Source organism: Streptomyces sp. NPDC048111, assembly GCF_043202815.1.
In the GTDB taxonomy this organism is placed as follows: domain Bacteria; phylum Actinomycetota; class Actinomycetes; order Streptomycetales; family Streptomycetaceae; genus Streptomyces.
On the sequence record NZ_JBIDBD010000012.1, the window covers coordinates 125804 to 151784 of the forward strand.

Consider the following 25981-nt stretch of genomic DNA (forward strand, 5'->3'; position numbering starts at 1 on the left):
CACAGGCGGTGCCCACCGCTCTGCCCGGACGCTCAGACGCCCGCGAACGCCTGCTCGATGATGTCCAGACCCTCGTTCAGGAGGTCCTCGCCGATGACCAGCGGGGGCAGGAAGCGCAGCACGTTGCCGTAGGTGCCACAGGTCAGGACCAGCAGGCCCTCGGCGTGGCAGGCCTTGGCGAGCGCGCCGGCCGCCTCCGGGTTCGGGGTCTTCGAGGCGCGGTCCTTGACCAGCTCGATGGCGATCATGGCGCCGCGGCCGCGGATGTCGCCGATGATGTCGTACTTCTCGGCCATGGTGGCCAGCCGGGCCTTCATGACCTCCTCGATGCGCTTGGCCTTGCCGTTGAGGTCGAGCTCCTTCATCGTCTCGATCGCCCCGAGCGCCGCGGCACAGGCCACCGGGTTGCCGCCGTAGGTGCCGCCGAGGCCGCCCGCGTGCGCGGCGTCCATGATCTCGGCGCGGCCCGTCACGGCGGCGAGCGGCAGACCGCCCGCGATGCCCTTGGCGGTGGTGATGAGGTCCGGGACGATGCCCTCGTCCTCACAGGCGAACCACTGGCCGGTGCGGCAGAAGCCGGACTGGATCTCGTCCGCCACGAACACGATGCCGTTGTCCTTGGCGAACTGGCTGATCGCGGGCAGGAAGCCCTTGGCCGGCTCGATGAAGCCGCCCTCGCCGAGCACCGGCTCGATGATGATGGCCGCGACGTTGTCCGCGCCGATCTGCTTGTTGATCATGTCGATGGCCTGCGCGGACGCCTCGGCGCCGGCGTTCTCCGGGCCGGTGAGCCAGCGGTAGCCGTAGGCCACCGGCACCCGGTAGACCTCGGGCGCGAACGGACCGAAGCCGTTCTTGTACGGCATGTTCTTCGCCGTCAGGGCCATCGTCAGGTTGGTGCGGCCGTGGTAGCCGTGGTCGAAGACGACGACGGCCTGGCGCTTGGTGTACGCACGGGCGATCTTGACGGCGTTCTCGACGGCCTCGGCGCCCGAGTTGAACAGCGCCGACTTCTTGGCGTGGTCGCCCGGGGTCAGCTCGGCGAGCTGCTCGGCGACGGCCACGTAGCCCTCGTACGGCGTGACCATGAAGCAGGTGTGGGTGAAGTCGGCGAGCTGCGCGGAGGCGCGGCGCACCACGGCCTCGGCGGAGGCGCCGACCGACGTCACCGCGATGCCGGAACCGAAGTCGATCAGGCGGTTGCCGTCGACGTCCTCGATGATGCCGCCGCCCGCGCGCGCGGTGAAGACCGGCAGCGTGGAGCCCACGCCCGCGGCGACCGCCGCGAGACGGCGGGCCTGAAGCTCCTGCGACTTCGGACCGGGAATGGCGGTGACGACGCGGCGCTCCTGCGGAATCGCGCTCATGAGGGGCTCCTGGAGATTTTCTGGGGGTTCGGACGCTTCCTTGGCTTTCCTGGCAGGCTAAGGCGCCCGAACGGGACGTGGCATGCGCCGTTCGGTAGTGATGGGGGTGTGTCCCTTGTCCTCGGCGGACAGTTGCCCCGCGCGGGTACGCGGTGCGTCCCGGACCACGGCCGCCGGACAGGCCCTAGATTGAGCGTTCGCACGCTCGGAACGGACCTGGCTGGTCAGGGGGCAAGGGGTCGATGGACACCGAAGGCACGTACGACGCACGCGGCACCCGCGCGGGGTCGGTCCCGCGTCCCGCCGGACCGCCTCCGCGGCCCGCGCTCCCGCCCCGGCCCGCCGGGGCGCCGACGGCCGGCATCCCGCTCGGCGACTGGCTGCGCACCCCGCGCGCCCCGGCCGAACCGGGCCTGTGGCGTTTCGGGCACCGGCCGCGCCCCGACTCCGGGCCGGAGCGGGTGCCCGACCGGGCCCTCCTTGTCGGAGCCCTCGTCGCCCTGCTCGCGGCCACCCTCGTCTGGTCCCTGTGGACCAACGGCTACATCCCGCACAGCCGCGTCCTGCTCGAACTGTTCACGCCGTCCGAGTGGTGGCGCTACCCCCGGCCGCCCGAGGCGGCGACCGCGCTGCTGGTCTACAACAGCCTGTTCGCGGCGCTCCTGATGTTCGTCTTCGGCCGGATGGGCAACTGGCTGGAGGTGTTCCGGCGCTACGCGGTGGACTGCCCGCAGCCCGAGCGGACCCTGCGCACCGGCCTGGCCGGGGCGGTCGCGGTGTGGCTGGTGATCGGGACCAGCCTGTTCCCGTTCTTCTTCACCGTCTGGAGCCTGGTCCCGCTGTCCTGGACCACCGGCGACGGCGACCGCTCGGTGGCCACCTTCGTGAACTACGCCCTGTACGCGGTGGTCGGCGGCGCGGTGCTGTGGCCCTTCGCCAGGGCGGGCGACTGGCTCGGCCTGTTGCGCGGCCGGCGCGCCACCGCCGCGAAGCAGGCCCCGAGCGCACCCGCCGGGCCCCCGGCGCCGTCCCCGGCCGACTGGCCCCAGCTGCGGGCCGCGGGCCTCGGCGCCGCCGCCGACCGGCTGGTGGCCGAGGAGCGGTCCGGGCGGATGAACGACGTGGACTGCGTACGGATCCGGCGGGCCTGGGCCGGCGTGACATCCGATCCCGCCCGGCTCGGCGCGTTCCTGGACGCGGTCCAGGGACAGGGCGCGCGAGCCTGTCCGCACCCCTCGGGCGACCGCGACCTGCCGGCCCGCGCCGCCACCCACGACCTGCTCACCTCGCAGGTGCGGATCGGCCGCTACCCCGACACCGAGCGCACCCCCGCCGCGCGCCGGGGGGCGGGCGCCGCCGTCGACCCGGCCTCCCTCGGCTCCTCGCTGCTGGCCATCGGGCCGTTCGGTTCGGGCAAGACCCGGCACCTGGTGCGGCCCGTCGTCGAGTCGCTCGCGCTCCAGGCGCTCGCCGGCAAGGCGGCCGTGGTCGCGGTGTGCGCGGCGGGGACCCCGCTCGGCGCCGACGACGGCTACGACGTGGTGGTCAAGCCCGGGGACGCCTCCTCGGCGTACGACCTGGACCTCTACGGCGGCACCGTCGACCCCGACGAGGCCGCGGCGCTGCTCGCCGAGGCGCTCGTCGGCGACCTCGCCGAGGTCGACGCGCGACGGGCCGCGACGGTCCTGGCCCAGCTGCTCGGCCCCTACCGCGCGGCCCACGGACGCTTCCCCGCGGTGCCCGTGCTGCGCGAGCTGCTCGACGGCTCGCCCGGCGCCCTCGACGCGCTCCGGGCCCGCCTCGACGCCGAGAGCCACCGCGCCTACCACCGTGAACTCGACGCCCGGGAGCGGCAGTTGGGCACCCCGGGCGACCCCGGGCTGGCGCTGGCCGCGCGGGTCGCGGTGCTCGATCGGCCGGCCTTCGAGGGCTTCTTCGACACCACGGGCGAGAGCCGGCCGTTCTCGCTGCGCTCCCTGGAGCACCCGCTGCGGGTCCGGGTCGACGTGCCCGAGCGCGCCCACCCGGAAGCGGCCCATCTGCTGACCCGGCTCGTCCTGGCCCAGTTCACCGCCGGGGCCGCGGCCCGCAGGGACCGCTCGCTCTTCGCCTTCCTCGCCCTCGACGACGCCACCCACGCCGTCACCGCCGAGTCCGTCCGGGCCCTGCAGCGGCTGCGCAACAGCAACGCCGGCGTCCTGCTCACCCTGCGCGCGCTCGGCGACGTACCGGAACAGCTGCACAGCTCGCTGCTGGGATCGGTCGGCTGCCACATGGCGTTCTGCGGAGTCAGCACCTGGGACGGGCGGCTCTTCGCGCAGGCCTGGGGCACCGAGTGGGTCGAGACCACCGAGGTCGCCCGGCACACCGTCTTCGCCGACCAGCCGCTGACCCGGGCGGTCCACGCGCTGCGCAAGCTCGTCACCGGCAAGGCCGTCACCACCGACGCCGTCACCGTGCGCAAGGTCGAGCGGGAGCGCTGGTCGGCCTCCGAGCTCGCCCACCAGGTGCCCGCGGGGCACGCGGTGCTCTCGCTGACGACCGTGCGGGGGGAACACGCGCCGCCCCTGCTGGTGGACCTGCGGGGATGAGGCCGGTTCCGGGCGGTCGAACGGCTGCCCGGAACCTGGCCGGGCTGGCAAAATGGAAGGGCGCGTTCATACGGGACGTAGCAATGCCGCCCCTGTCACTCCCTGCCGAAGGTAGCCCCCGTCCATGCCGCCCACGCTCGCCTCGCTCGTCCAGCACTCGGCGCTCAAGCTCACCGTGCGCGCGGGTGAGGAGCACCTGGACCGCCCGGTGCGCTGGGCCCACGTGAGTGAACTCGCCGACCCCGTCCCGTACATGGAGGGCGGCGAGCTGCTGCTCATCACCGCCATGAAGCTGGACGCCGAGGACCCCCAGGCGATGCGCCGTTACGTCCGTCGGCTCTCGCGCGCCGGGGTGGTGGGCCTCGGCTTCGCGATCGGCGTCACCTACGACACCGTGCCGGACGCCCTCCTGGAGGCGGCCCGCGAGGAGGGCCTGCCCCTGCTCGAGGTGCCCCGGCGCACTCCGTTCCTGGCCATCTCCAAGGCCGTCTCGGCCGCCATCTCGGCCGACCAGTACCGTGCGGTCACCGCCGGGTTCGAGGCCCAGCGCGAGCTGACCCGGGCGGCGCTGGCCGACGGCCCCGCCGTCCTCATCGCCAAGCTGGCCGCGCACGTGGACGGCTGGGCCGCGCTGTACGACACCTCCGGCGCGGTCGTGGCCGCCGCCCCCGAGTGGGCCGCGCGCCGGGCCGCCCGGCTCACCGCGGACGTCGCCCGGCTCCGCGAGCGCGCCGCCCCCGCAAGCGCGGTGGTCGGCGGCGCCGACGAGGCCTCCGGGGACCGGGTCGAGCTCCAGTCCCTCGGCACCGGGCGCCGGGTACGCGGCGCGCTGGCCGTCGGTACGGGGGCGCCGCTCGGCACCGCCGAGCGCTACGCGGTGCACTCGGCCGTGGCCCTGCTGACCCTGACCACCGAACGTTCGCGCTCGCTCCAGGCGGCCGAGCAGCGGCTCGGGGCGGCCGTGCTGCGCATGCTGCTCTCCGGGCAGCAGGACCACGCCCGCGCGGTCGCGGGGGACCTGTACGGCGGGCTCCTGGACGCGCCCTTCCGGCTGGTCATCGCGGAACTCGCGGGGGAGGGCGACGGGGCGGGGCTCGGGGCGCTCGCCGAGGCCATGGAGTCGGCCGCGGCCCGCTGCGGCGAGGCGGTGCTCGTGGTGCCGGAGGGCGCGCGGGTCGTGGTGCTCGCGGCGGACGGGGGCGAGGCGGTCGCGGCGTGCCTCGCCCATGAGGGCGCCGAGGGCGAGGAACTCGTCGTCGGCCTCTCCGCGCCGGCCGGGCCCATAGCTGCGGCCTCCGCCTACAAACAGGCCGAGCAGGCGCTCTCGGTCGCCCGGCGGCGCGGCAAGCCGCTGGTCGAGCACGAGGACCTGGTCGCCGGGTCCGTCCTGCCGCTCCTCGCGGACGACGCGGTGCGGGCGTTCGCCGACGGGTTGCTGCGGGCGCTGTACGAGCACGACGCCACGGGGCGGGGGGATCTGGTGGCCTCGCTCCGGGCGTGGTTGTCCCGGCACGGGCAGTGGGATGCGGCTGCGGCGGATCTTGGTGTGCACCGGCATACGCTTCGCTATCGGATGCGGCGGGTCGAGGAGATCCTGGGGCGGTCCCTGGACGATCCGGATGTCCGCATGGAGTTGTGGCTCGCCCTGAAGGCCACGACGTAATTCCGCCCGGGGTCCACCCCTCGCGCACCCCGGCGGGGGCTGTGCCCCCTGCACCCCCGGGGGGCTTGCCCACCCACCCGCCCGTGCAGCGGGTTGTACCGGCTGGGCCCCTTGGGCTCCGCCCCAGCCCCCGAGGGGTTTGCCCACCCGCCCACCCGTGCAGGGGGTTGTACTGGCTGGGCCCCTGGGGCTGCGCCCCAGCCCCCGAGGGGTTTGCCCACCCGCCCACCCGTGCGGGGGGTTGCATCGGCTGAGCCCTGGGGCTGCGCCCCAGACCCCCTGAGGGGCTCCGCCCCTCGAACCCCGGCGGGGGCTCCGCCCCCGCACCCCTGCTCGGGGCTCCGCCTCCGCACCCCTGCTCGGGGCTCCGCCCCGAACCCCGATCGCGCCTGAACGGCGCTCGTCCTCAAGCGCCGGACGGGCTGAGGTGGCCTGGTGCGGGCCAGCACCGGTCCCGCCAGGGGCGCGGGGAACGGCGCGAGAAGCGACCACGGCCCGCGGATGACCGCTGGTCTAAGGGGCGCGGGGAACGGCGCGAGCAAGCGACCACGGCCCGCGGATGACCGCTGGTTTTAGGGGCGCGGGGAACTGCGCGAGAGGCGACCACGGCCCGCAGATGACCGCTGGTTTTAGGGGCGCGGGGAACTGCGCGAGAGGCGACCACGGCCCGCAGATGACCGCTGGTTTTAGGGGCGCGGGGAACGGCGCGAGCAAGCGGGCACGGTCCGCACCTGACCAGGGGGTTGGGGGCGCGGGGAACTGCGCAAAGGCCGGGGGTGGCCGCGCAGGGGGATACAGAGTGGCGTGTCCGGGGTGGGGATCACTCCACGTCGGACAAACCCACCCCACCCCACCCCGCCCTACCGTGAACCCCATGACTGCTACCACCGCCTTCTGGCTCGCCGGCCGCAAGTCCACCGGCGACGACCGCTTCGATGTCACTTCGCCCTGGGACGGCCGCCACGTCGCCTCGGTCAGCGTGCCCACCGACGCCCAGGTCGAGGAGGCCGTGGCCGCCGCGCACGCCGTCGTGGAGGAGTTCGCGGCGACCCCGGCGCACGTCCGCGCCGCCGCCCTCGACCACGTCTCCAAGCGTCTCGCCGAGCGCACCGAGGAGATCGCCCAGCTGATCTCCGCCGAGAACGGCAAGCCGATCAAGTGGGCCCGCGGCGAGGTCGGCCGTGCGGTGTCCGTGTTCCGCTTCGCTGCGGAGGAGGCCCGCCGGTTCAACGGCGGCGAGGCCCAGCGCCTGGACACCGACGGCGGTGGCGTGGGCCGCCTCGCCCTGACGCGCCGCTTCCCCAAGGGCGTCGTCCTCGGCATCGCGCCGTTCAACTTCCCGCTGAACCTGTGCGCCCACAAGGTCGCCCCGGCCATCGCCGTCGGCGCCCCGATCATCCTGAAGCCGGCGCCGGCCACCCCCCTGTCCGGCCTGATCCTCGGCGAGCTGCTCGCCGAGACCGAGCTGCCCGCCGGCTCGTGGAGCATCCTGCCGGTCGCCAACGACAAGATGCCGGCCCTGGTGCAGGACGACCGCCTCCCGGTCATCTCCTTCACCGGCTCGGACAAGGTCGGTTACGCGATCATGGATTCGGTGCCGCGCAAGCACTGCACCCTGGAGCTCGGCGGCAACGGCGCGGCCGTCGTCCTCGGCGACTGGGCCTCCGAGGAGGACCTGGACTGGGCGGCGACCCGGATCGCCACCTTCTCCAACTACCAGGGCGGCCAGTCCTGCATCTCCGTCCAGCGCGTGATCGCGGACGCCGCGGTGTACGACCGGCTGCTCCCGAAGGTCGTCGCGGCCGTCGAGGCACAGGTCACCGGCGACCCGTCCGACTCCGCCACCGACGTGGGCCCGCTGGTCAGCGAGGACGCCGCCCAGCGCGTCGAGTCCTGGGTCGACGAGGCCGTCCGGGCCGGTGCCGAGCTGCTCACCGGCGGCAAGCGCGACGGCGCCTCCTACGCGCCCACCGTGCTCACCGAGCTGCCCGCCGACACCACCCTCGCCTGCGAGGAGGTCTTCGGCCCGGTCCTGACCGTGCAGAAGGTGGACGGCGAGGCCGAGGCCTTCGCCGCCGTCAACGCCTCCAAGTACGGCCTCCAGGCAGGCGTGTTCACGCACGACGTGCAGACCGCCTTCCGCGCCCACCGGGCCCTCGAGGTCGGTGGCGTGATCATCGGCGACGTCCCGTCCTACCGCGCCGACCAGATGCCGTACGGCGGCGCCAAGGCCTCCGGCGTCGGGCGCGAGGGCGTCCGCTACGCCATGGACGACTACACCTACGAGCGCGTCCTGGTCCTGACGGGCCTCGCCCTGTAGGCACGCGCCTCGCCCTGCGGGTCCGCGCGTCACCCGCAGGCACGCGCGTCACCAGACCGGCGGCCGGAACCCACTGTGCGGGGGTTCCGGCCGCCGTCGTACGCCCGGGCAGTCGGGAGGGGTGGTCCAACTCCCGGGATTGGGGTACATACGGACGAGTAGCACCACCCGGTAACGGGCAGCCGCCCGCACCCGTCAGCCCGCGGCGAGGAGTACCCCTCATGACCGCACCACAGCACACGCCCAAGGTCTCCGAGCGCGAGGCGCGCCAGGTCGCCGAGGCCGCCCGCGAGCAGGACTGGCGCAAGCCCAGCTTCGCGAAGGAACTCTTCCTCGGCCGGCTCCGCCTCGACCTGATCCACCCTCATCCCCAGCCCGCCCCCGAGGACGTGGAGCGCGGCGAGGCGTTCCTCGCCAAGATGCGCGACTTCTGCGAGACCCGCGTCGACGGCCGGCTCATCGACCGCGAGTCGCGGATCCCCGACGACGTGGTCGACGGGCTCAAGGAGCTCGGCGCCCTCGGCATGAAGATCGATACGAAGTACGGCGGCCAGGGCCTGACCCAGGTCTATTACAACAAGGCGCTCACCCTGGCCGGTTCGGCCAGTCCCGCGGTCGGCGCGCTGCTCTCCGCGCACCAGTCGATTGGGGTGCCCCAGCCGCTGAAGCTGTTCGGCACCCAGGAGCAGAAGGACACCTTCCTGCCCCGCTGCGCCCGTACCGACATCTCCGCGTTCCTGCTCACCGAGCCCGACGTCGGCTCCGACCCGGCCCGGCTCGCCACCTCCGCGGTGCCCGACGGCGACGACGCCTACGTCCTGGACGGGGTGAAACTGTGGACCACCAACGGGGTCGTCGCCGACCTGCTCGTCGTGATGGCCCGGGTGCCGCGGTCCGAGGGCCACAAGGGCGGCATCACGGCCTTCGTGGTGGAGGCGGACTCGCCGGGCATCACCGTAGAGAACCGCAACGCGTTCATGGGTCTGCGCGGCATCGAGAACGGCGTCACCCGCTTCCACCAGGTCCGCGTGCCGGCCGCGAACCGCATCGGCCCCGAGGGCTCCGGCCTCAAGATCGCGCTCACCACGCTCAACACCGGCCGCCTCTCGCTGCCCGCGATGTGTGTGGGCGGCGGCAAGTGGTGTCTGAAAATCGCCCGTGAGTGGGCGGGCGTGCGCGAACAGTGGGGCCGTCCGGTCGCCCGGCACGAGGCGGTCGGCGCGAAGATCTCCTTCATCGCCGCGACCACCTTCGCGCTCGAAGCCATGACCGACCTCTCCGCCCAGATGGCCGACGAGGACCGGAACGACATCCGCATCGAGGCCGCGCTCGCCAAGCTGTACGGGTCCGAGATGGGCTGGCTGATCACGGACGAGCTGGTCCAGATCCGCGGCGGACGCGGCTTCGAGACCGCGGACTCCCTGGCCGCCCGCGGTGAGCGGGCCGTGCCCGCCGAGCAGATGCTCCGGGACATGAGGATCAACCGGATCTTCGAGGGCTCGACCGAGATCATGCATCTGCTGATCGCCCGCGAGGCGGTCGACGCCCACCTGTCGGTGGCCGGCGACCTCATCGACCCCGACAAGACCCTCCAGGACAAGGCGAAGGCAGGCGCGAATGCGGCCGGCTTCTACGCCAAGTGGCTGCCGAAACTGGTCGCGGGCCCCGGTCAACTCCCCAACTCCTACAGCGAGTTCGGGCCACTGGCCCAGCATCTGCGCTATGCCGAGCGGGCCGCCCGCAAGCTCGCCCGGTCGACGTTCTACGCGATGTCGCGCTGGCAGGGCCGGATGGAGACCAAGCAGGGCTTCCTCGGCCGGATCGTCGACATCGGCGCCGAACTGTTCGCGATGAGCGCGGCCTGCGTACGGGCCGAACACCTGCGGGCCAGTGATCAGAACGGCCGGGAGGCGGTTCAGCTGGCCGACACGTTCTGCCGCCAGTCACGCATCCGGGTGGAGGAGCTGTTCACCCGGCTGTGGAGCAACACCGACGACCTCGACCGCAAGGTGGTCGACGAGGTGCTCGCCGGTGCGTACACCTGGCTGGAGGAGGGCGTCGTCGACCCCTCCGACGACGGCGTCTGGATCGCGGACGCGACCCCGGGTCCGGCCCGGCGCGACAACGTCCACCGCCCGATCCGCTGACGGGAGCCCGGCCACCGGGGCAAAACCTCATGCTCCGGCGGCCGGGCCCCGGCTCCCGGAGCATGCGGCTCCGCCCCGGTCCGGGCGCGGTGCGCCGTTCCCGGGGCGACGCGGGGGACGGCGCCCGCACGCCCCGGACGCGGCCGCTGCGCGCACTCGTCCCGGTCGTCTTGGCGGGAGCGCTGTCCGGGCGCACAGCCGATGCGGCAACAATGGGGGCATGAGCGACAGCCCAGCCCCCCTCGCCGACCCCCACATCGCCTTCGATCCGGCCACCGGCCGGCGCGATGTGGTCGTCCTCGGATCCACCGGATCCATCGGTACCCAGGCCATCGACCTGGTCCTGCGCAACCCCGACCGCTTCCGCGTGACCGCCCTGTCCGCGGCCGGCGGCCGGGTCGAGCTGCTCGCCGAGCAGGCCCGGCGGCTGCGGGTGTCGACCGTAGCGGTGGCCCGCGAGGACGTCGTACCCGCGCTGCGCGAGGCGCTGGCCGCCCAGTACGGCGGCGAGCCGCTCCCCGAGATCCTCGCCGGGCCCGACGCGGCCACCGAGCTCGCGGCCTCCCCCTGCCACACCGTCCTGAACGGGATCACCGGCTCGATCGGGCTCGCCCCGACGCTGGCCGCGCTCACGGCCGGCCGCACGCTCGCCCTCGCCAACAAGGAGTCGCTGATCGTCGGCGGCCCCCTCGTGAAGGCGATCGCCGGGCCGGGCCAGATCATCCCGGTCGACTCCGAGCACGCCGCCCTCTTCCAGGCCCTGGCCGCGGGCAAGCGCGCCGATGTGCGCAAGCTCGTGGTCACCGCGTCCGGCGGGCCCTTCCGTGGACGTACCCGCGAACAGCTGGCGGACGTCACCCCGGCCGACGCGCTCGCCCACCCCACCTGGGCGATGGGCCCCGTGATCACCGTCAACTCGGCCACCCTGGTCAACAAGGGCCTGGAGGTGATCGAGGCGCACCTGCTGTACGACATCCCGTTCTCGCGCATCGAGGTCGTCGTCCACCCGCAGTCCTACGTGCACTCCATGGTCGAGTTCACCGACGGCTCCACGCTCGCCCAGGCCACCCCGCCCGACATGCGCGGCCCCATCGCCATCGGGCTCGGCTGGCCCCAGCGGATCCCGGACGCGGCCCCCGCCTTCGACTGGACCAAGGCCTCGACGTGGGAGTTCTTCCCGCTCGACACCGAGGCCTTCCCGTCGGTGGGACTCGCCCGGCACGTCGGGGAGCTGGGCGGAACGGCTCCGGCGGTGTTCAATGCCGCGAACGAGGAGTGCGTGGACGCGTTCCTGGCCGGGCGGCTCCCGTTCAGCGGGATCATGGAGACGGTGACGGAGGTCGTCGCCGAACACGGAACACCGTCCGCGGGAACTTCCCTCACGGTCTCGGACGTCCTGGAAGCGGAGACCTGGGCACGCGCCCGGGCCCGGGAGCTCGCGGTGAAGGCAACAGCGGAGGCACGCGCATGACGATCCTGTTGACGGTCCTCGGCATAGCGCTGTTCGCCGTGGGGCTGCTCATCTCCATCGCCTGGCACGAGCTCGGCCACCTCTCCACGGCCAAGCTCTTCGGCATCCGCGTGCCCCAGTACATGGTCGGCTTCGGGCCCACCATCTGGTCGCGCAAGAAGGGCGACACGGAGTACGGCATCAAGGCGGTGCCGGCCGGCGGCTACATCCGCATGATCGGCATGTTCCCGCCCGGCGCCGACGGCCGCATCGAGGCCCGCTCCACCTCGCCGTTCCGCGGCATGATCGAGGACGCCCGGGCCGCCGCCTTCGAGGAGCTCCAACCCGGCGACGAGGACCGGCTGTTCTACACGCGCAAGCCGTGGAAGCGCGTCATCGTCATGTTCGCCGGGCCGTTCATGAACCTGATCCTGGCCGTCGCGATCTTCCTCAGCGTGCTCATGGGCTTCGGCATGCCGACCGAGACCACCCAGGTCGGCGGCGTCCAGAGATGCGTCATCGCGCAGAGCGAGAAGCGCGAGACCTGCAAGCCGGGCGACGCGGTCTCGCCCGCCGAGGCCGCGGGCCTGAAGGCGGGCGACACGATCGTGGCCTTCAACGGCAGGCCCGTGAAGGACTGGTCGTCCCTCTCGGACCGCATCCGCGAGACCATCGGCCCGGCCACCCTCACGGTGGAGCGCGCGGGGCAGCAGGTCACCCTGCACCCCACGCTCGCCAAGAACATGGTCCTGAAGAAGGACGGGAACGGCGACGCCATCCCCGACCAGTACGTCCCGGCCGGCTACCTCGGCTTCTCGCCCAAGACCGAGATCCAGCCCCTCTCCTTCGGCCAGTCCGTCAACCGCATGGGAGACATGGTCGAGAACGGCGTGCACTCGATCGTCGCCCTGCCCGGCAAGATCCCGGACCTGTGGAACGCGGCCTTCGACGGCGGCGAGCGCAAGGCCGACTCGCCGGTCGGCGTGGTCGGCGCGGCCCGGCTCAGCGGCGAGGTGCTCAACCTCGACGCCCCGACGCCGAACATCATCGCCACGTTCCTGTTCCTGCTCGCGGGCTTCAACCTCTCGCTGTTCCTGTTCAACATGCTGCCGCTGCTCCCGCTGGACGGCGGACACATCGCGGGCGCCCTGTGGGAGTCGCTGCGCCGCAACGTCGCCCGCGTCCTCAAGCGCGCCGACCCGGGCCCGTTCGACGTGGCGAAGCTGATGCCGGTCGCGTACGTGGTGGCCGGAATCTTCATCTGCTTCACCCTGCTCGTCCTGGTGGCGGACGTGGTGAACCCGGTGAAGATCACCTGACGGCCCGGGGGAGACCCCTGCCGTACGGGGGCGGCGCACGACCGTCGCGGAGAAGGGGGCGGCTTCGGCACTCAGCGTGCCGGAGCCGCCCCCTTCGCGTGAACTCCGGGGACACCGTGCGCCCGGGGCCCCGCGGGTGACGTAACCTCGAAGGCTGGAGCCCGCCGATCTCGGGACCTTGATCCACACCTTGGGGTTGCACAGCAGATGACTGCGATTTCACTGGGAATGCCGTCCGTACCGACCAAGCTGGCCGAGCGTCGCAAGAGCCGTCAGATCCAGGTCGGTTCCGTGGCGGTCGGCGGGGACGCACCCGTCTCGGTGCAGTCCATGACCACGACGAGGACGTCGGACATCGGCGCGACGCTGCAGCAGATCGCCGAGCTGACGGCGTCGGGCTGCCAGATCGTGCGGGTGGCGTGTCCCACGCAGGACGACGCCGACGCGCTGGCCACGATCGCGAGGAAGTCGCAGATCCCGGTCATCGCCGACATCCACTTCCAGCCGAAGTACGTCTTCGCGGCGATCGACGCGGGCTGCGCGGCGGTCCGCGTGAACCCGGGCAACATCAAGCAGTTCGACGACAAGGTCAAGGAGATCGCGCTCGCCGCGAAGGACGCGGGCACGCCCATCCGGATCGGCGTGAACGCGGGCTCGCTGGACGCGCGGCTGCTGAAGAAGTACGGCAAGGCCACCCCCGAGGCGCTGGTCGAGTCGGCCCTGTGGGAGGCCTCGCTCTTCGAGGAGCACGGCTTCCAGGACATCAAGATCTCGGTCAAGCACAACGACCCCGTGGTGATGGTCAACGCCTACCGGCAGCTGGCCGCCCAGTGCGACTACCCGCTGCACCTCGGTGTGACCGAGGCCGGTCCCGCCTTCCAGGGCACCATCAAGTCCGCGGTGGCCTTCGGCGCGCTCCTGAGCGAGGGCATCGGCGACACGATCCGGGTCTCGCTCTCGGCCCCGCCGGCCGAGGAGATCAAGGTCGGCATCCAGATCCTGGAGTCCCTGAACCTGCGCCAGCGCCGCCTGGAGATCGTGTCGTGCCCCTCGTGCGGGCGGGCCCAGGTGGACGTGTACAAGCTGGCCGAGGAGGTCACGGCGGGCCTCGAGGGCATGGAGGTCCCGCTGCGCGTCGCGGTCATGGGCTGCGTCGTGAACGGCCCCGGCGAGGCCCGCGAGGCCGACCTCGGGGTCGCCTCCGGCAACGGCAAGGGGCAGATCTTCGTCAAGGGCGAGGTCATCAAGACCGTGCCGGAGTCGAAGATCGTGGAGACGCTGATCGACGAGGCGATGAAGATCGCTGAGCAGATGGAGAAGGACGGGATCGCCTCGGGGGAGCCGCAGGTGTCGGTCGCGGGCTGACCCCCACCCCGCGGGCCCGTTCGCGCCGGCCCGGGGCGCCTGGCGCGGGGCCCGCCCTGCGCGTTCCCCGCGCCCCTTGGGGTGTTGGGGATGCCCGGGGTTTGCGCAGTTCCCCGCGCCCCTTGGCTCCGCGGTCGTGCGCGGACCGTGCTCGCTTGTCGCGCAGTTCCCCGCGCCCCTAACCGCACCGGTGCGGGCCAGTTTGCGCATCCTCAGCCCGTCCGGCGTTTGAGGACGAGCGCCGTTCAGGCGCGATAGGGGGTGCAGGGGGCGGAGCCCCCAGCCGGGGTTCGAGGGGCGGAGCCCCTCAGGGGGTCTGGGGCGGAGCCCCAGGGGCCGGGCTTGATCGACCCCCTGCACGGGCGGGCGGGTGGGCAAACCCCTCGGGGGGTCTGGGGCGCAGCCCCAGGGGCCCGGCACCCTTCAACCCCCTGCACGGGCGGGTGGGTGGGCAAACCCCTCGGGGTCTGGGGCGGAGCCCCAGGGGGCCAGGCCGTGCGGACCCTGTACGGGCGTTCTGGGGGTTCGGGGCGCAGCCCCGGGGGGAGGGTACAGTGCGGAGATCAGCAGACCGTACCGTGAGGCCCCCTCGTGTTGACGCAGACCACCACCCGGGTCCTCGAACCCGGCGACCTCGGCGCGGCGCTCGCCATCCTGGAGAGCGACCCGGTCGCCAACGCCTTCGTGACGTCCCGCGTACAGATCGCCGGCCTCGACCCCTGGCGGCTGGGCGGCGAGATGTGGGGCTGGTACGCGGACGGCAGGCTCCGCTCGCTCTGCTACTCGGGCGCCAACCTCGTACCGATCTGCGCCACCCCCGAGGCGGTACGTTCCTTCGCCGACCGGGCCCGCCGCAGCGGTCGCCGCTGCTCCTCGATCGTCGGCCCCGCCGAACCCACCGCCGAGCTGTGGCGCCTGCTCGAACCGCACTGGGGCCCCGCCCGTGACGTACGCCCGCACCAGCCCCTCATGGTCACCGAGCGGATGCCCGACGACATCACCCCCGACCCGTACGTCCGCCGCATCCGCAAGGACGAGATGGACGTGATCACGCCGGCCTGTGTCGCCATGTTCACCGAGGAGGTCGGCGTCTCCCCGCTCGCGGGCGACGGCGGGCTGCTGTACCAGGCGCGGGTCGCCGAACTCGTGGGCTCCGGGCGGTCGTTCGCCCGGATCGAGGACGGCAAGGTCGTCTTCAAGGCCGAGATCGGCGCCGCCACCAACCAGGCCTGCCAGATCCAGGGCGTCTGGGTGGCCCCCGAACACCGCGGCAAGGGCCTGTCGGCCACCGGCATGGCGGCCGTCCTGCGCTACGCCCTCGCGGACGTCGCCCCCGTCGTCAGCCTGTACGTGAACGACTTCAACGCCCCCGCCCGCGCCTGCTACCGCCGGGTCGGCTTCCGGGAGACCGGGGCATTCATGAGCGTGCTGTTCTGAGGTTAGGGTGCGGCCATGCCTCCTGACTCTGACGTGACCGTCGGCCCGCTGGACCTCGCGGCCCGGGTGGACGAGGCGCTCGCCGTACAGGCGGTCGCCTTCGGACTCGGCGCCGATGAAGTCGGGGTGCGCCGCCACATCGTGCTGCGGCACCTGACCCACCCGGGCGCGCGGGCGCTCGGCGCCACCGCCCCCGACGGGCGTCTGGTGGGCTTCGTGTACGGGATGCCCAACGACCGCGCGCACTGGTGGTCCACCGTCGTCGAGCCGTATCTGCGCAACAAGGGCACCGATCACTGGCTCGACGACTCCTTCGTGATCACCGAGCTGCACGTGCACCCCGCCTTCCAGGGCCGGGGCGTCGGCCGTGCGCTCATCACCACGATCACGGACACCGCCGCCGAGCCCCGCTCGATCCTCTCCGCGATCGACACCGAGAGCCCCGCGCGCGCCCTGTACCGCGGACTCGGCTACGTCGACCTCGCCTGCCAGGTGCACTTTCCGAGCGCGGCACGTCCGTACGCCGTCATGGGCGCCCCCCTTCCGCTGCTGCGGCGCGAGCCGGACCAGCACGGCTGACGGGGGCCGGGCGCGAAACGGATTTCCGCGCACTCGGGGCGCCCGGCTAACCTCCAGGCATCACCCCGTGCACGTACAGGAGAGAAATCCATGGCAGCCGCCCAGGTTCAGCGCATGTCCCGTCTGATGGCCAAGACACTGCGCGACGACCCGGCGGACGCCGAGACGCTCAGCCACAAGCTCCTGGTCCGCGCCGGATACGTGCGCCGCAACGCCGCCGGCATCTGGACCTGGCTGCCGCTCGGCAAGAAGGTCCTGGACAACATCTCCACCGTCGTCCGCGAGGAGATGGACGCGATCGGCGCGCAGGAGGTCCTGCTGCCCGCGCTGCTGCCCAAGGACGCGTACGAGGCGAGCGGGCGCTGGGAGGAGTACGGCGACCTGCTGTTCCGCCTCAAGGACCGCAAGGGCGGCGAGTACCTGCTCGGCCCGACCCACGAAGAGATCTTCACGCAGACGGTCAAGGACCAGTGCACGTCCTACAAGGACCTGCCGGTGATGCTCTACCAGATCCAGACCAAGTACCGCGACGAGGCCCGTCCGCGCTCGGGCGTGCTGCGCGGCCGCGAGTTCCAGATGAAGGACTCGTACTCCTTCGACACCACCGACGAGGGCCTGGCCGAGTCCTACGCGCTGCACCGCGCGGCCTACCAGAAGGTCTTCGCGCGGCTCGGCCTCGACTACCGCATCGTGTCCGCCGTCTCGGGCGCCATGGGCGGCTCCGCCTCCGAGGAGTTCCTGGCCCCGGCCGCCGCGGGCGAGGACACCTTCGTGGACTGCCCGGCCTGTGACTACGCGGCCAACACCGAGGCCGTGACGTTCGTCGCCGCCCCCGTCGACGGCTCGGCCCACGGCCCCGCCGAGGACATCGCGACTCCCGACACCCCCACCATCGAGACCCTGGCCGCCCATCTCGGCGTCCCGGCCTCGGCGACCCTGAAGAACCTCCTGGTCAAGGTGGACGGCGAGATCGTCGCGGTGGGCGTCCCCGGCGACCGTGAGGTCGACCTCGGCAAGCTCGGCGAGCACCTGGCCCCGGCGGTCGTCGAGCTCGTGACCGCCGAGGACTTCGCGGACCGGCCGGACCTGGTGCGCGGCTACGTCGGCCCGCAGGGCCTGGAGAAGGTCCGCTACATCGCCGACCCGCGCGTCGCCGCCGGCACAGCGTGGATCACCGGCGCCAACAAGCCCGACACCCACGCGCGCAACGTGGTGTGCGGGCGCGACTTCGAGGTCGACGACTACCTCGACGTCGTCGTGGTCGAGGAGGGCGACCCCTGCCCCTCGTGCGGCGCGGGCCTCACGCTCGACCGGGCGATCGAGATCGGCCACATCTTCCAGCTCGGCCGCAAGTACGCGGACACCTTCCAGCTCGACGTCCTCGGCAAGGAGGGCAAGCCGGTCCGGGTCACGATGGGCTCGTACGGCATCGGCGTCTCGCGCGCGGTCGCGGCACTGGCCGAGCAGACCGCGGACGACAAGGGCCTGTGCTGGCCGGCCGAGATCGCCCCGGCGGACGTGCACGTCGTCGCGGCGGGCAAGGCGGCGCAGATCGAGGCCGCCCTCGACGCGGCCGAGCAGCTGCGTGCCGCGGGGCTGCGGGTGCTGGTGGACGACCGGGCCGGGGTGTCGCCGGGCGTGAAGTTCACGGACGCGGAGCTGATCGGGGTGCCGAAGATTCTGGTGGCGGGGCGGAGGGTTGCCGAGGGGGTCTTCGAGCTGAAGGACCGCCGCACGGGGGAGCGCACGGAACTCCCCCTAGCCGAAGCCCTCACCCACCTGACCGCCTAACCACCTGACGGCGCTGCCCGCCCCGCGCCCCGGGTTCCTGCTCGGGGCGGGGGGGCTTGCGCAGTTCCCCGCGCCCCTGGGGGTGCTGGGTGGGCCCGGGGTCTGCGCAGTTCCCCGCGCCCCTTGGCGGGACGGGTGCGGGCCCGCATGTCGTATCCGGCCTGCCATGCGCAGTTCCCCGCGCCCCCAACCCCCCGGTCGTGTGCGGACCGTGGTCGCTTCTCGCGCAGTTCCCCGCGCCCCTTAACTGCTCGGTGCTGGCCAGCATGCGCATCCTCAGCCCGTCCGGCGATTGAGGACGAGCGCCGTTCAGGCGCGAAAGGGGGGTGCAGGGGGCGGAGCCCCCGCCGGGGTTCGAGGGGCGGAGCCCCTCAGGGGGTCTGGGGCGCAGCCCCAGGGCCCGGCACCATCCAACCCCTCGCACGGGCGGGTGGGTGGGCAAGCCCCTCGGGGTCTGGGGCGGAGCCCCAGGGAGCCGGGGCCATCCAACCCCCGTCACGGGCGGGCGGGTGGGCAGACCCGCGAGGCTTGGGGCGGAGCCCCAGGGGCCGGGGCTGTCCGACCCCCTGTACGGGTGGGTGGGTGGGTGGGCAAATCCCCCGGGGTCTGGGGCGGAGCCCCCGGGGCTACAGCCAGGTGGCGAATTCCAGGAGGAGGTCCGCGTCGCGGACGCGCCCCGCCGCCCGAGCGCGCAACCCGGATTCCACGGCCCGGAACAGGGTCCACCCGTGCAACCGCCCAGGATCGACATCCAGCGAGTCGGCAAGCCGGTTCACCCGGCGCCGAGCCGCGGACGCCCCGCTGGGCGCCGCGATGAGGTCCTCCACCCGGTCGCGCACCAACCGCGCCAGATCGTAGGCCCGTTCCCCCACCACCGGCTCGGGCCCCACCGTCAGCCACGGCGCCCGCTCACCCGAAAGCACCTTGCTCTGGCGGAAGTTGCCGTGCAGCAGGAGCAACTCCGGTGCGGAGGAGGCCAGTTCGTCGCGGGCGGCGAGCGCGGCCGAGGCCAGCGGGGCGAGTTCGGGGTCCTGGGCGGCCCGTATCGGCACGCTCTGGCGCTCGGTGCGCTCGGCCACCGTCTCGAAGGCGTGGCCGGCCGGCGGCTCGACCCACAGGCGCCGCACCGTCCCGGCCGCCTCCAGCAGCGCCTTCGCCTCGGGGAGCGAACGCAGCGACACCTCGGGGTGCAGCCGCTCCAGGAGCAGCGCGTCGTCAGCGGCCCCGTCGTCGTCCAGCAACTGGGCCGCGCCCCAGCCCTTCCAGTGCGCCAGCGCCGCGCGCTCCAGATCGGGGCGGGCGAAGGAGGGCGCGACCTTGAGGGCGGCGGGGACTCCGTCGGGGCGGCGTACCAGGGCGACCAGACTGGAGCGCCCGCCGGGAGCCTGCACCCGGTCGACGGAGAGCCCCCGCCGGGCGGCCGATGCCCCGGCCAGCTCGGGCAGCCGGCCGAGCCAGGGCCCGGCCAGCGCGTCCCCGTACGTCTCGCCGAGCGCGCGGACCAGCCGCTCAGGCGGTTCGAAAGCCATGCGTGTATTGCCCCTTGCTCAGGTACTGGCCGGTGGAACTCAGGTGCTCGGCGGCGCGACCGGTGCGCCCGGGCGTTCCGCGAGCCCAGGAAAGGCTACGCTGCCGCCCCGCCAGCGAACGGCCCGCACCGCCGCCTCGCGCAGCGCCGCGGCCGCCTCCTGGCGCAGCGGCCCCGCGGCGGCCCGTACGAGGTCGGAGTAGACGTCGGCGACCCGGTCCTCCAGGTCGGCGGCCAGCCGCAGCGCCGACGCCGCGTCCGGCACCGCGTACGGCAGGGCGTACGCCGCGGCCGACGCCACCGGCGATCCGCCCAGGTCGCGCACCGTACGGGCCAGTGCGTCGCGGCGGGCGCGGTGCGCGGTGAGGGCGTCGCGGGCCTCGGTCGCCCGGGCGCCGGAGAGCCGCCCGCCGAGGACTCCGTACCCGTACACCGCCGCGTGCTCGGCGGCCAGCGAGGCCTGGGCCGCGTCCAGCGACGGCGCCCCCATCAGGCACCCCCGCCGAGGAGGTAGGCGTGCCCCGCGCCGGAGGCCGCGACCGAGGCGAGCAGCCGGGCGAGCTCCGGCGGGGCGCCCGCGACCGCGGCCAACTGGGCGTCGGAGGTGCGGCGTTCGGCCTCCGCGAGCTGCTTGAGCGCCTCGTCGGGATCGGCCGGGACGGACGAGAGCGCGGGCGCCGGACCGGGCGGCGCGGCCGGCTTCGGTGCGGCGGACCGGTCCGCCGCGGGGGCGGGGGCCAGCGCCGTGCCGTGCTGCGCGGCCTGGTCGCGCAGCGGCGCGAGCCGGTCCCGCAGCGTGGGATGCATGGCGAGGACCGCCTCGTACTGGGCGACCAGGGTCCGGCTCGCCGTCGAGGTCCGCAGGCGCAGCGCCGTCTCGGCGCGGAGCGCCGCCGCCCGGGCCGCGGTGCCCGCGCCGGCGTCCCCGCCGTCGTCCGAGCAGCCCGTCAGCAGTCCGGCGGCCGCGGCCCCGGTCGCGGCCAGCACGCGCCTTCGCGTGGTCCCCGGGTCGCGCACGTGTCTCTCCCCTGTGTGCCGGTCCGCCGGTGACCGAGTGATCACCGCAGGCGAGCGTACCCGCGGCCGCCGGGCGGTGGACGGCAACACCCTTCCGGACCGGATACCCTTTGATCTGACGGCGGCGGTCCCACGACGGCCGCCGTGCGCGACGACGATCCCCCACAACAGCAGACGCGGCCGAGGAGTCACCCGGATGAGCACGACCCAGAGCGACAGGCTGCGCGGTCTCGTTGAACCGCTCGTCAGCGCGAAGGATCTGGACCTCGAGGAGATCGAGGTGTCCCGGGCGGGCCGCCGGCGCGTGCTGCGGATCGTGGTCGACTCCGACGACGGCGTGGAGCTGGACACCTGTGCCGAGCTCAGCCGGTCCGTGTCCGAGCTGCTCGACGAGAGCGATGTGATGGGCGAGGAGGAGTACGTCCTCGAAGTGACGTCTCCCGGCGCCGAGCGCCCGCTCACCGAACCGCGCCACTACGTGCGGGCCACCGGCCGGCTCGCCCGGCTCCAGCTGCACGACGGCGGTGAGCTGGTCGCGCGGATCCTCAAGGCCGACGACGAAGGCATCGACACCGAGATCCCGGGTGTGAAGGGGCGCAGGCCCACCGCCCGCCGGATCGCCTTCGCCGAGATCGCCAAGGCGCGGGTCGAGATCGAGTTCAGCCGCAAGGACGGCAAGAGCGAGATCGCGCAAGACAGCAAGGACGACATCCTGAACGACATTCGACACGAAGAGGAGGCGTAGCCGTGGACATCGACATGAGTGCCCTGCGGGGTCTGGTCCGGGAGAAGGAGATCTCCTTCGACCTGCTGGTCGAGGCGATCGAGTCGGCGCTCCTCATCGCCTACCACCGCACCGAGGGCAGCTTCCGGCGTGCGCGCGTGAAGCTCGACCGTGAGAACGGTCATGTCACGGTGTGGGCGAAGGAAGACCCGGCGGACCTCGAAGAGGGCCAGGAGGCCAAGGAGTTCGACGACACCCCGTCGGACTTCGGCCGCATCGCGGCGAGCACCGCCAAGCAGGTCATCCTGCAGCGGCTGCGCGACGCCGAGGACGACATCACCTTCGGCGAGTTCGCCGGGCGTGAGGGCGACGTCATCACCGGCGTCGTCCAGCAGGGCAAGGACCCGAAGAACGTGCTGGTCGACATCGGCAAGATGGAGGCCATGCTGCCGGTGCAGGAACAGGTTCCGGGCGAGGAGTACACGCACGGGCTGCGCCTGCGCACCTACGTCGTCCGGGTGGCCAAGGGCGTGCGCGGTCCCTCGGTGACCCTGTCGCGCACCCACCCGAACCTGGTGAAGAAGCTGTTCGCCCTGGAGGTCCCGGAGATCGCCGACGGTTCGGTCGAGATCTCGGCGATCGCCCGTGAGGCCGGCCACCGCACCAAGATCGCGGTGCGGGCCACGCGCAGCGGCCTGAACGCCAAGGGCGCCTGCATCGGCCCGATGGGCGGCCGGGTGCGCAACGTGATGGCGGAGCTGCACGGCGAGAAGATCGACATCGTCGACTGGTCGGACGACCCGGCCGAGATGGTGGCCAACGCGCTGTCCCCGGCCCGGGTCTCCAAGGTCGAGGTCGTGGACCTCGCGGCCCGCTCCGCCCGGGTGACCGTGCCGGACTACCAGCTCTCCCTCGCCATCGGCAAGGAGGGCCAGAACGCCCGGCTCGCCGCCCGTCTCACCGGCTGGCGCATCGACATCCGTCCGGACACCGAGCAGCCCGAACAGGACTGACGGCGGCCGGGCGGGAATAACAGGTGGACCCGCCCCGGTTGACGGGGCAGGGTGAGCTTTCTGGACAACAACCGTTCGATTCTTGCCCCCAAGGGGTGAGGTCGGTGCGGGGAGGTAGACTTAAACGTGTCTGGCCGGACGCACGCCCGCGCCTGCCCTGAGCGAACCTGTGTGGGATGCCGGGAGCGAGCGGCCAAGAGCGATCTGCTGCGCATCGTGGCGATCGAGGGTGCTTGCGCCCCCGATCCGCGCGGTACGCTGCCCGGCCGGGGTGCGTATCTGCACCCCGCCTCGGTCTGTCTCGACCAGGCGGTCCGCCGCCGGGCGTTCTCCAGGGCCTTCCGGGTCAAGGAGGCGCTCGACAGCGCGGCACTGCGCAAGCACGTCGAGCAGACGCAAACGTAAGAAGAAGTACGGCACGGAATCCCGTGCGGTCAGGTACCTCGCGAGTTGGAAGTAGGTCGAGATTGCGATGAGCACTCGATGAGTACGCGATGAGTACGCCCATGAAGTAGCGACGGTCCGGCGGTAACCCGGACCTAAAAGGAGCGAAGTGGCTAAGGTCCGGGTATACGAACTCGCCAAGGAGTTCGGGGTGGAGAGCAAGGTCGTCATGGCCAAGCTCCAAGAACTCGGTGAATTCGTCCGTTCGGCGTCCTCGACGATCGAGGCGCCGGTTGTACGCAAGTTGACTGACGCACTGCAGGGGCCCGGCGGCAACGCCGGCAAGTCCGCTGCCAAGCCCGGCGCGCCCCGCAAGGCCGCGCCTGCCAAGCCCGCGGCTCCCGCCGCGGCACGTCCCGCTGCCCCCAAGCCCGGCGCCCCGGCCCCCAAGCCGGCCGCGCCTGCGGCTCCGGCCGCGCCCGCCGCCCCGGCGGCCCCGGCGAGCAGCACCCCCTCTTCTCCGGCTCCGGCCGCCTCGGGCCCCCGTCCGGGCCCGAAGCCCGCCCCGGCCAAGCCGGCCCCGGTCACCCCGGTGCCCGCCGCCGAGTTCTCGGCCCCGGCTCCGGCCCAGCCCGCGGCGCCCCAGGCCCCGCGTCCCGCCGGTGCCACCCCCGGCCCGCGTCCCGCCCGTCCGGCCCCGGCCGGCCAGCGTGACGGCGGCCAGCGCGACGGTGGCCGCGGCGGCGACCGTCCGGCCCGCCCCGCGGGTCAGGGCGCACCCCGTCCGGGCGGTGCCCGTCCGGCCGGTCCGCGTCCCGGCAACAACCCCTTCACCTCGGGCGGCTCCACCGGAATGGCGCGCCCGCAGGCGCCCCGTCCCGGCGGCGGCGCCCCGCGTCCCGGCGGCGCCGGTGCCCCCGGTGGCGCCCCGCGTCCGCAGGGCGGCCCCGGCGGCGCTCCGCGTCCGCAGGGTCAGGGCGGCGCCCGTCCGAGCCCGGGCGGCATGCCCCGTCCGCAGGGCGGCGCCCCGCGCCCCGGTGGTGCTCCCGGCGGCAACCGTCCCAACCCCGGCATGATGCCGCAGCGTCCGGCCGCGTCCCCGCGTCCCGGTGGCGGCCCCGGTGGCCGCGGTCCCGGCGGCCCCGGTGGCCGTCCGGGCGGCGGTGCCGGTCGTCCCGGTGGCGGCGGCGGCTTCGCCGGCCGTCCGGCCGGTCCCGGTGGCGGCGGTCGTCCCGGTGGCGGTGGCGGCTTCGGCGGTCCCCGTCCGGGTGGCGGCGCTCCCGGTGGTGGCGGCGGCTTCGGCGGTCGTCCCGGATTCCAGGGCCGTCCCGGTGGCCCGGGTGGCCGCGGTGGCACGCAGGGTGCCTTCGGCCGTCCCGGCGGGCCCGCCCGTCGCGGTCGCAAGTCGAAGCGTCAGAGGCGCCAGGAGTACGAGGCCATGCAGGCCCCGTCGGTGGGCGGCGTCATGCTGCCCCGCGGCAACGGACAGTCCGTCCGCCTGTCGCGCGGTGCCTCGCTGACCGACTTCGCCGAGAAGATCGGCGCCAACCCGGCGTCGCTCGTCGGCGTGATGATGAACCTCGGCGAGATGGTCACCGCCACGCAGTCGGTCTCGGACGAGACGCTGAAGCTGCTCGCGGACGAGATGAACTTCATCCTCGAGATCGTCAGCCCCGAGGAGGAGGACCGCGAGCTGCTCGAGTCCTTCGACATCGAGTTCGGCGAGGACGAGGGCGGCGAGGAAGCACTCGTCGCGCGTCCGCCGGTCGTGACCGTCATGGGTCACGTCGACCACGGTAAGACCCGCCTTCTGGACGCGATCCGCAAGACGAACGTCATCGCGGGCGAGGCCGGCGGCATCACGCAGCACATCGGTGCGTACCAGGTCGCCACCGAGGTCAACGGCGAGGACCGCCGGATCACCTTCATCGACACCCCGGGTCACGAGGCGTTCACCGCCATGCGTGCCCGTGGTGCGAAGTCCACCGACATCGCGATCCTCGTGGTGGCGGCGAACGACGGTGTGATGCCCCAGACGATCGAGGCGCTGAACCACGCCAAGGCGGCCGACGTGCCGATCGTGGTCGCGGTCAACAAGATCGACGTCGAGGGCGCGGACCCGACCAAGGTGCGCGGTCAGCTCACCGAGTTCGGTCTGGTGGCCGAGGAGTACGGCGGCGACACGATGTTCGTCGACATCTCCGCCAAGCAGGGCCTCAACATCGAGTCCCTCCTGGAGGCCGTCGTCCTCACCGCCGACGCCTCGCTCGACCTGCGGGCCAACCCGGAGCAGGACGCGCAGGGCATCGCGATCGAGTCCCACCTGGACAAGGGCCGCGGCGCCGTCGCGACCGTCCTGGTCCAGCGAGGCACCCTGCGGGTCGGCGACACGATGGTGGTGGGCGACGCCTACGGCCGCGTGCGCGCCATGCTCGACGACAAGGGCGAGAACGTGGAAGAGGCGGGTCCCTCGACCCCGGTCCTCGTCCTCGGTCTCACCAACGTCCCGGGCGCCGGCGACAACTTCCTGGTCGTCGACGAGGACCGTACGGCCCGTCAGATCGCCGAGAAGCGTGCCGCCCGTGAGCGCAACGTCCGCTTCGCCCGCAAGGGCGTGCGGTTCTCCCTGGAGAACCTGGACGAGGCCCTCAAGGCCGGTCTGGTGCAGGAACTCAACCTCATCATCAAGGGCGACGCGTCCGGTTCGGTGGAGGCCCTGGAGGCCTCGCTGCTCCAGCTCGACGTCGGCGACGAGGTCGACATCCGCGTCCTGCACCGCGGTGTGGGTGCGGTCACCGAGTCCGACATCAACCTGGCGACCGGCTCCGACGCCATCGTCATCGGCTTCAACGTCCGCGCAGCGGGCCGCGCGGCGCAGATGGCGGAGCGCGAAGGCGTCGACGTCCGGTACTACTCGGTCATCTACCAGGCGATCGAAGAGATCGAAGCGGCCCTCAAGGGCATGCTCAAGCCGGAGTACGAAGAGGTCGAGCTCGGTACGGCGGAGATCCGCGAGATCTTCCGCTCGTCCAAGCTGGGCAACATCGCCGGTGTCCTGGTCCGGTCGGGCGAGGTCAAGCGCAACACCAAGGCGCGTCTGCTGCGCGACGGCAAGGTCATCGCGGAGAACCTCAACATCTCCGGCCTGCGCCGCTTCAAGGACGACGTGACCGAGATCCGCGAAGGCTTCGAGGGCGGTATCAACCTCGGAAACTTCAACGACATCAAGATCGACGACGTCATCGCGACGTACGAGATGCGCGAGAAGCCGCGCGGCTAGTCCGAG

The 25981-nt window shown here is 73.0% G+C and carries 18 protein-coding genes; 14 read left to right on the forward strand and 4 right to left on the reverse strand.

Annotated elements, in window-relative coordinates:
• Nucleotides 1–32: 32 nt before the first annotated feature.
• Entirely contained in the window at nucleotides 33–1367 is a 1335-nt protein-coding gene (gabT, locus tag ACGF3I_RS20725; protein WP_393134035.1) for a 4-aminobutyrate--2-oxoglutarate transaminase, read from the reverse strand.
• A 242-nt stretch (nucleotides 1368–1609) separates the two neighbouring features.
• On the opposite strand from gabT, the gene ACGF3I_RS20730 reads away from it, so the two are divergent.
• The 10 genes from ACGF3I_RS20730 (at nucleotide 1610) to ACGF3I_RS20775 (ending at nucleotide 18029) form a co-directional block, all read left to right on the forward strand.
• Nucleotides 1610–3958: an ATP/GTP-binding protein gene (locus tag ACGF3I_RS20730; RefSeq protein ID WP_393134037.1), complete on the forward strand. Its 2349-nt coding sequence runs from the start codon at nucleotides 1610–1612 to the stop codon at nucleotides 3956–3958.
• 124 nt (nucleotides 3959–4082) lie between these two features.
• Nucleotides 4083–5621, forward strand: a complete 1539-nt coding sequence (locus ACGF3I_RS20735) for a PucR family transcriptional regulator (RefSeq protein WP_393134039.1) — start codon at nucleotides 4083–4085, stop codon at nucleotides 5619–5621.
• A gap of 874 nt (nucleotides 5622–6495) precedes the next feature.
• The gene (locus ACGF3I_RS20740; protein ID WP_393134041.1) at nucleotides 6496–7941 is read left to right on the forward strand and encodes an aldehyde dehydrogenase family protein; all 1446 of its coding nucleotides are present in this window, start codon (nucleotides 6496–6498) and stop codon (nucleotides 7939–7941) included.
• Nucleotides 7942–8162: 221 nt separating this feature from the next.
• Nucleotides 8163–10088: an acyl-CoA dehydrogenase family protein gene (locus ACGF3I_RS20745; protein ID WP_393134043.1), complete on the forward strand. Its 1926-nt coding sequence runs from the start codon at nucleotides 8163–8165 to the stop codon at nucleotides 10086–10088.
• A 220-nt stretch (nucleotides 10089–10308) separates the two neighbouring features.
• A complete protein-coding gene (dxr, locus tag ACGF3I_RS20750) occupies nucleotides 10309–11559 on the forward strand; it encodes a 1-deoxy-D-xylulose-5-phosphate reductoisomerase (protein WP_393134045.1) in 1251 nt (416 codons plus the stop codon).
• Entirely contained in the window at nucleotides 11556–12857 is a 1302-nt protein-coding gene (locus ACGF3I_RS20755; protein ID WP_393134047.1) for a M50 family metallopeptidase, read from the forward strand. Before dxr ends, ACGF3I_RS20755 begins: the two co-directional genes overlap by 4 nt.
• Before the next feature lie 207 nt (nucleotides 12858–13064).
• Entirely contained in the window at nucleotides 13065–14222 is a 1158-nt protein-coding gene (gene ispG, locus ACGF3I_RS20760; RefSeq protein ID WP_393134049.1) for a flavodoxin-dependent (E)-4-hydroxy-3-methylbut-2-enyl-diphosphate synthase, read from the forward strand.
• 594 nt (nucleotides 14223–14816) lie between these two features.
• On the forward strand, nucleotides 14817–15659 hold the full coding sequence (locus ACGF3I_RS20765; RefSeq protein ID WP_393134142.1) for a GNAT family N-acetyltransferase: 843 nt from the start codon (nucleotides 14817–14819) through the stop codon (nucleotides 15657–15659).
• 15 nt (nucleotides 15660–15674) lie between these two features.
• A complete protein-coding gene (locus ACGF3I_RS20770) occupies nucleotides 15675–16238 on the forward strand; it encodes a GNAT family N-acetyltransferase (protein WP_393134051.1) in 564 nt (187 codons plus the stop codon).
• Nucleotides 16239–16328: 90 nt separating this feature from the next.
• Nucleotides 16329–18029, forward strand: a complete 1701-nt coding sequence (locus ACGF3I_RS20775) for a proline--tRNA ligase (protein ID WP_393134053.1) — start codon at nucleotides 16329–16331, stop codon at nucleotides 18027–18029.
• A 626-nt stretch (nucleotides 18030–18655) separates the two neighbouring features.
• Here the strand turns inward: ACGF3I_RS20775 and ACGF3I_RS20780 are convergent.
• The 3 genes from ACGF3I_RS20780 to ACGF3I_RS20790 are packed head-to-tail and all read right to left on the reverse strand — an operon-like array spanning nucleotide 18656 to nucleotide 20544.
• Nucleotides 18656–19558, reverse strand: coding sequence for an aminoglycoside phosphotransferase family protein (locus ACGF3I_RS20780; protein WP_393134055.1), 903 nt, complete (start codon nucleotides 19556–19558; stop codon nucleotides 18656–18658).
• A gap of 39 nt (nucleotides 19559–19597) precedes the next feature.
• Nucleotides 19598–20047, reverse strand: coding sequence for a ferritin-like domain-containing protein (locus ACGF3I_RS20785; RefSeq protein ID WP_393134057.1), 450 nt, complete (start codon nucleotides 20045–20047; stop codon nucleotides 19598–19600).
• Nucleotides 20047–20544 carry a hypothetical protein gene (locus tag ACGF3I_RS20790; protein ID WP_393134059.1) on the reverse strand — a complete coding sequence of 166 codons (498 nt, stop codon included), beginning with the start codon at nucleotides 20542–20544 and terminating at the stop codon, nucleotides 20047–20049. The genes ACGF3I_RS20785 and ACGF3I_RS20790 overlap by 1 nt, the downstream gene beginning before the upstream one ends.
• A 226-nt stretch (nucleotides 20545–20770) precedes the next feature.
• On the opposite strand from ACGF3I_RS20790, the gene rimP reads away from it, so the two are divergent.
• From rimP to infB, 4 genes are all read left to right on the forward strand, one after another.
• Nucleotides 20771–21319 (forward strand): ribosome maturation factor RimP, encoded by a 549-nt coding sequence (rimP, locus tag ACGF3I_RS20795; protein WP_393134061.1) that lies wholly within the window; start codon nucleotides 20771–20773, stop codon nucleotides 21317–21319.
• Between the two features lie 2 nt (nucleotides 21320–21321).
• Nucleotides 21322–22311: a transcription termination factor NusA gene (gene nusA, locus ACGF3I_RS20800; RefSeq protein ID WP_393134063.1), complete on the forward strand. Its 990-nt coding sequence runs from the start codon at nucleotides 21322–21324 to the stop codon at nucleotides 22309–22311.
• Between the two features lie 126 nt (nucleotides 22312–22437).
• Complete coding sequence (locus tag ACGF3I_RS20805; protein ID WP_393134065.1) at nucleotides 22438–22716, forward strand: YlxR family protein; 279 nt, start codon at nucleotides 22438–22440, stop codon at nucleotides 22714–22716.
• Nucleotides 22717–22864: 148 nt separating this feature from the next.
• Nucleotides 22865–25975 carry a translation initiation factor IF-2 gene (gene infB / locus ACGF3I_RS20810; protein ID WP_393134067.1) on the forward strand — a complete coding sequence of 1037 codons (3111 nt, stop codon included), beginning with the start codon at nucleotides 22865–22867 and terminating at the stop codon, nucleotides 25973–25975.
• Nucleotides 25976–25981: the final 6 nt, after the last annotated feature.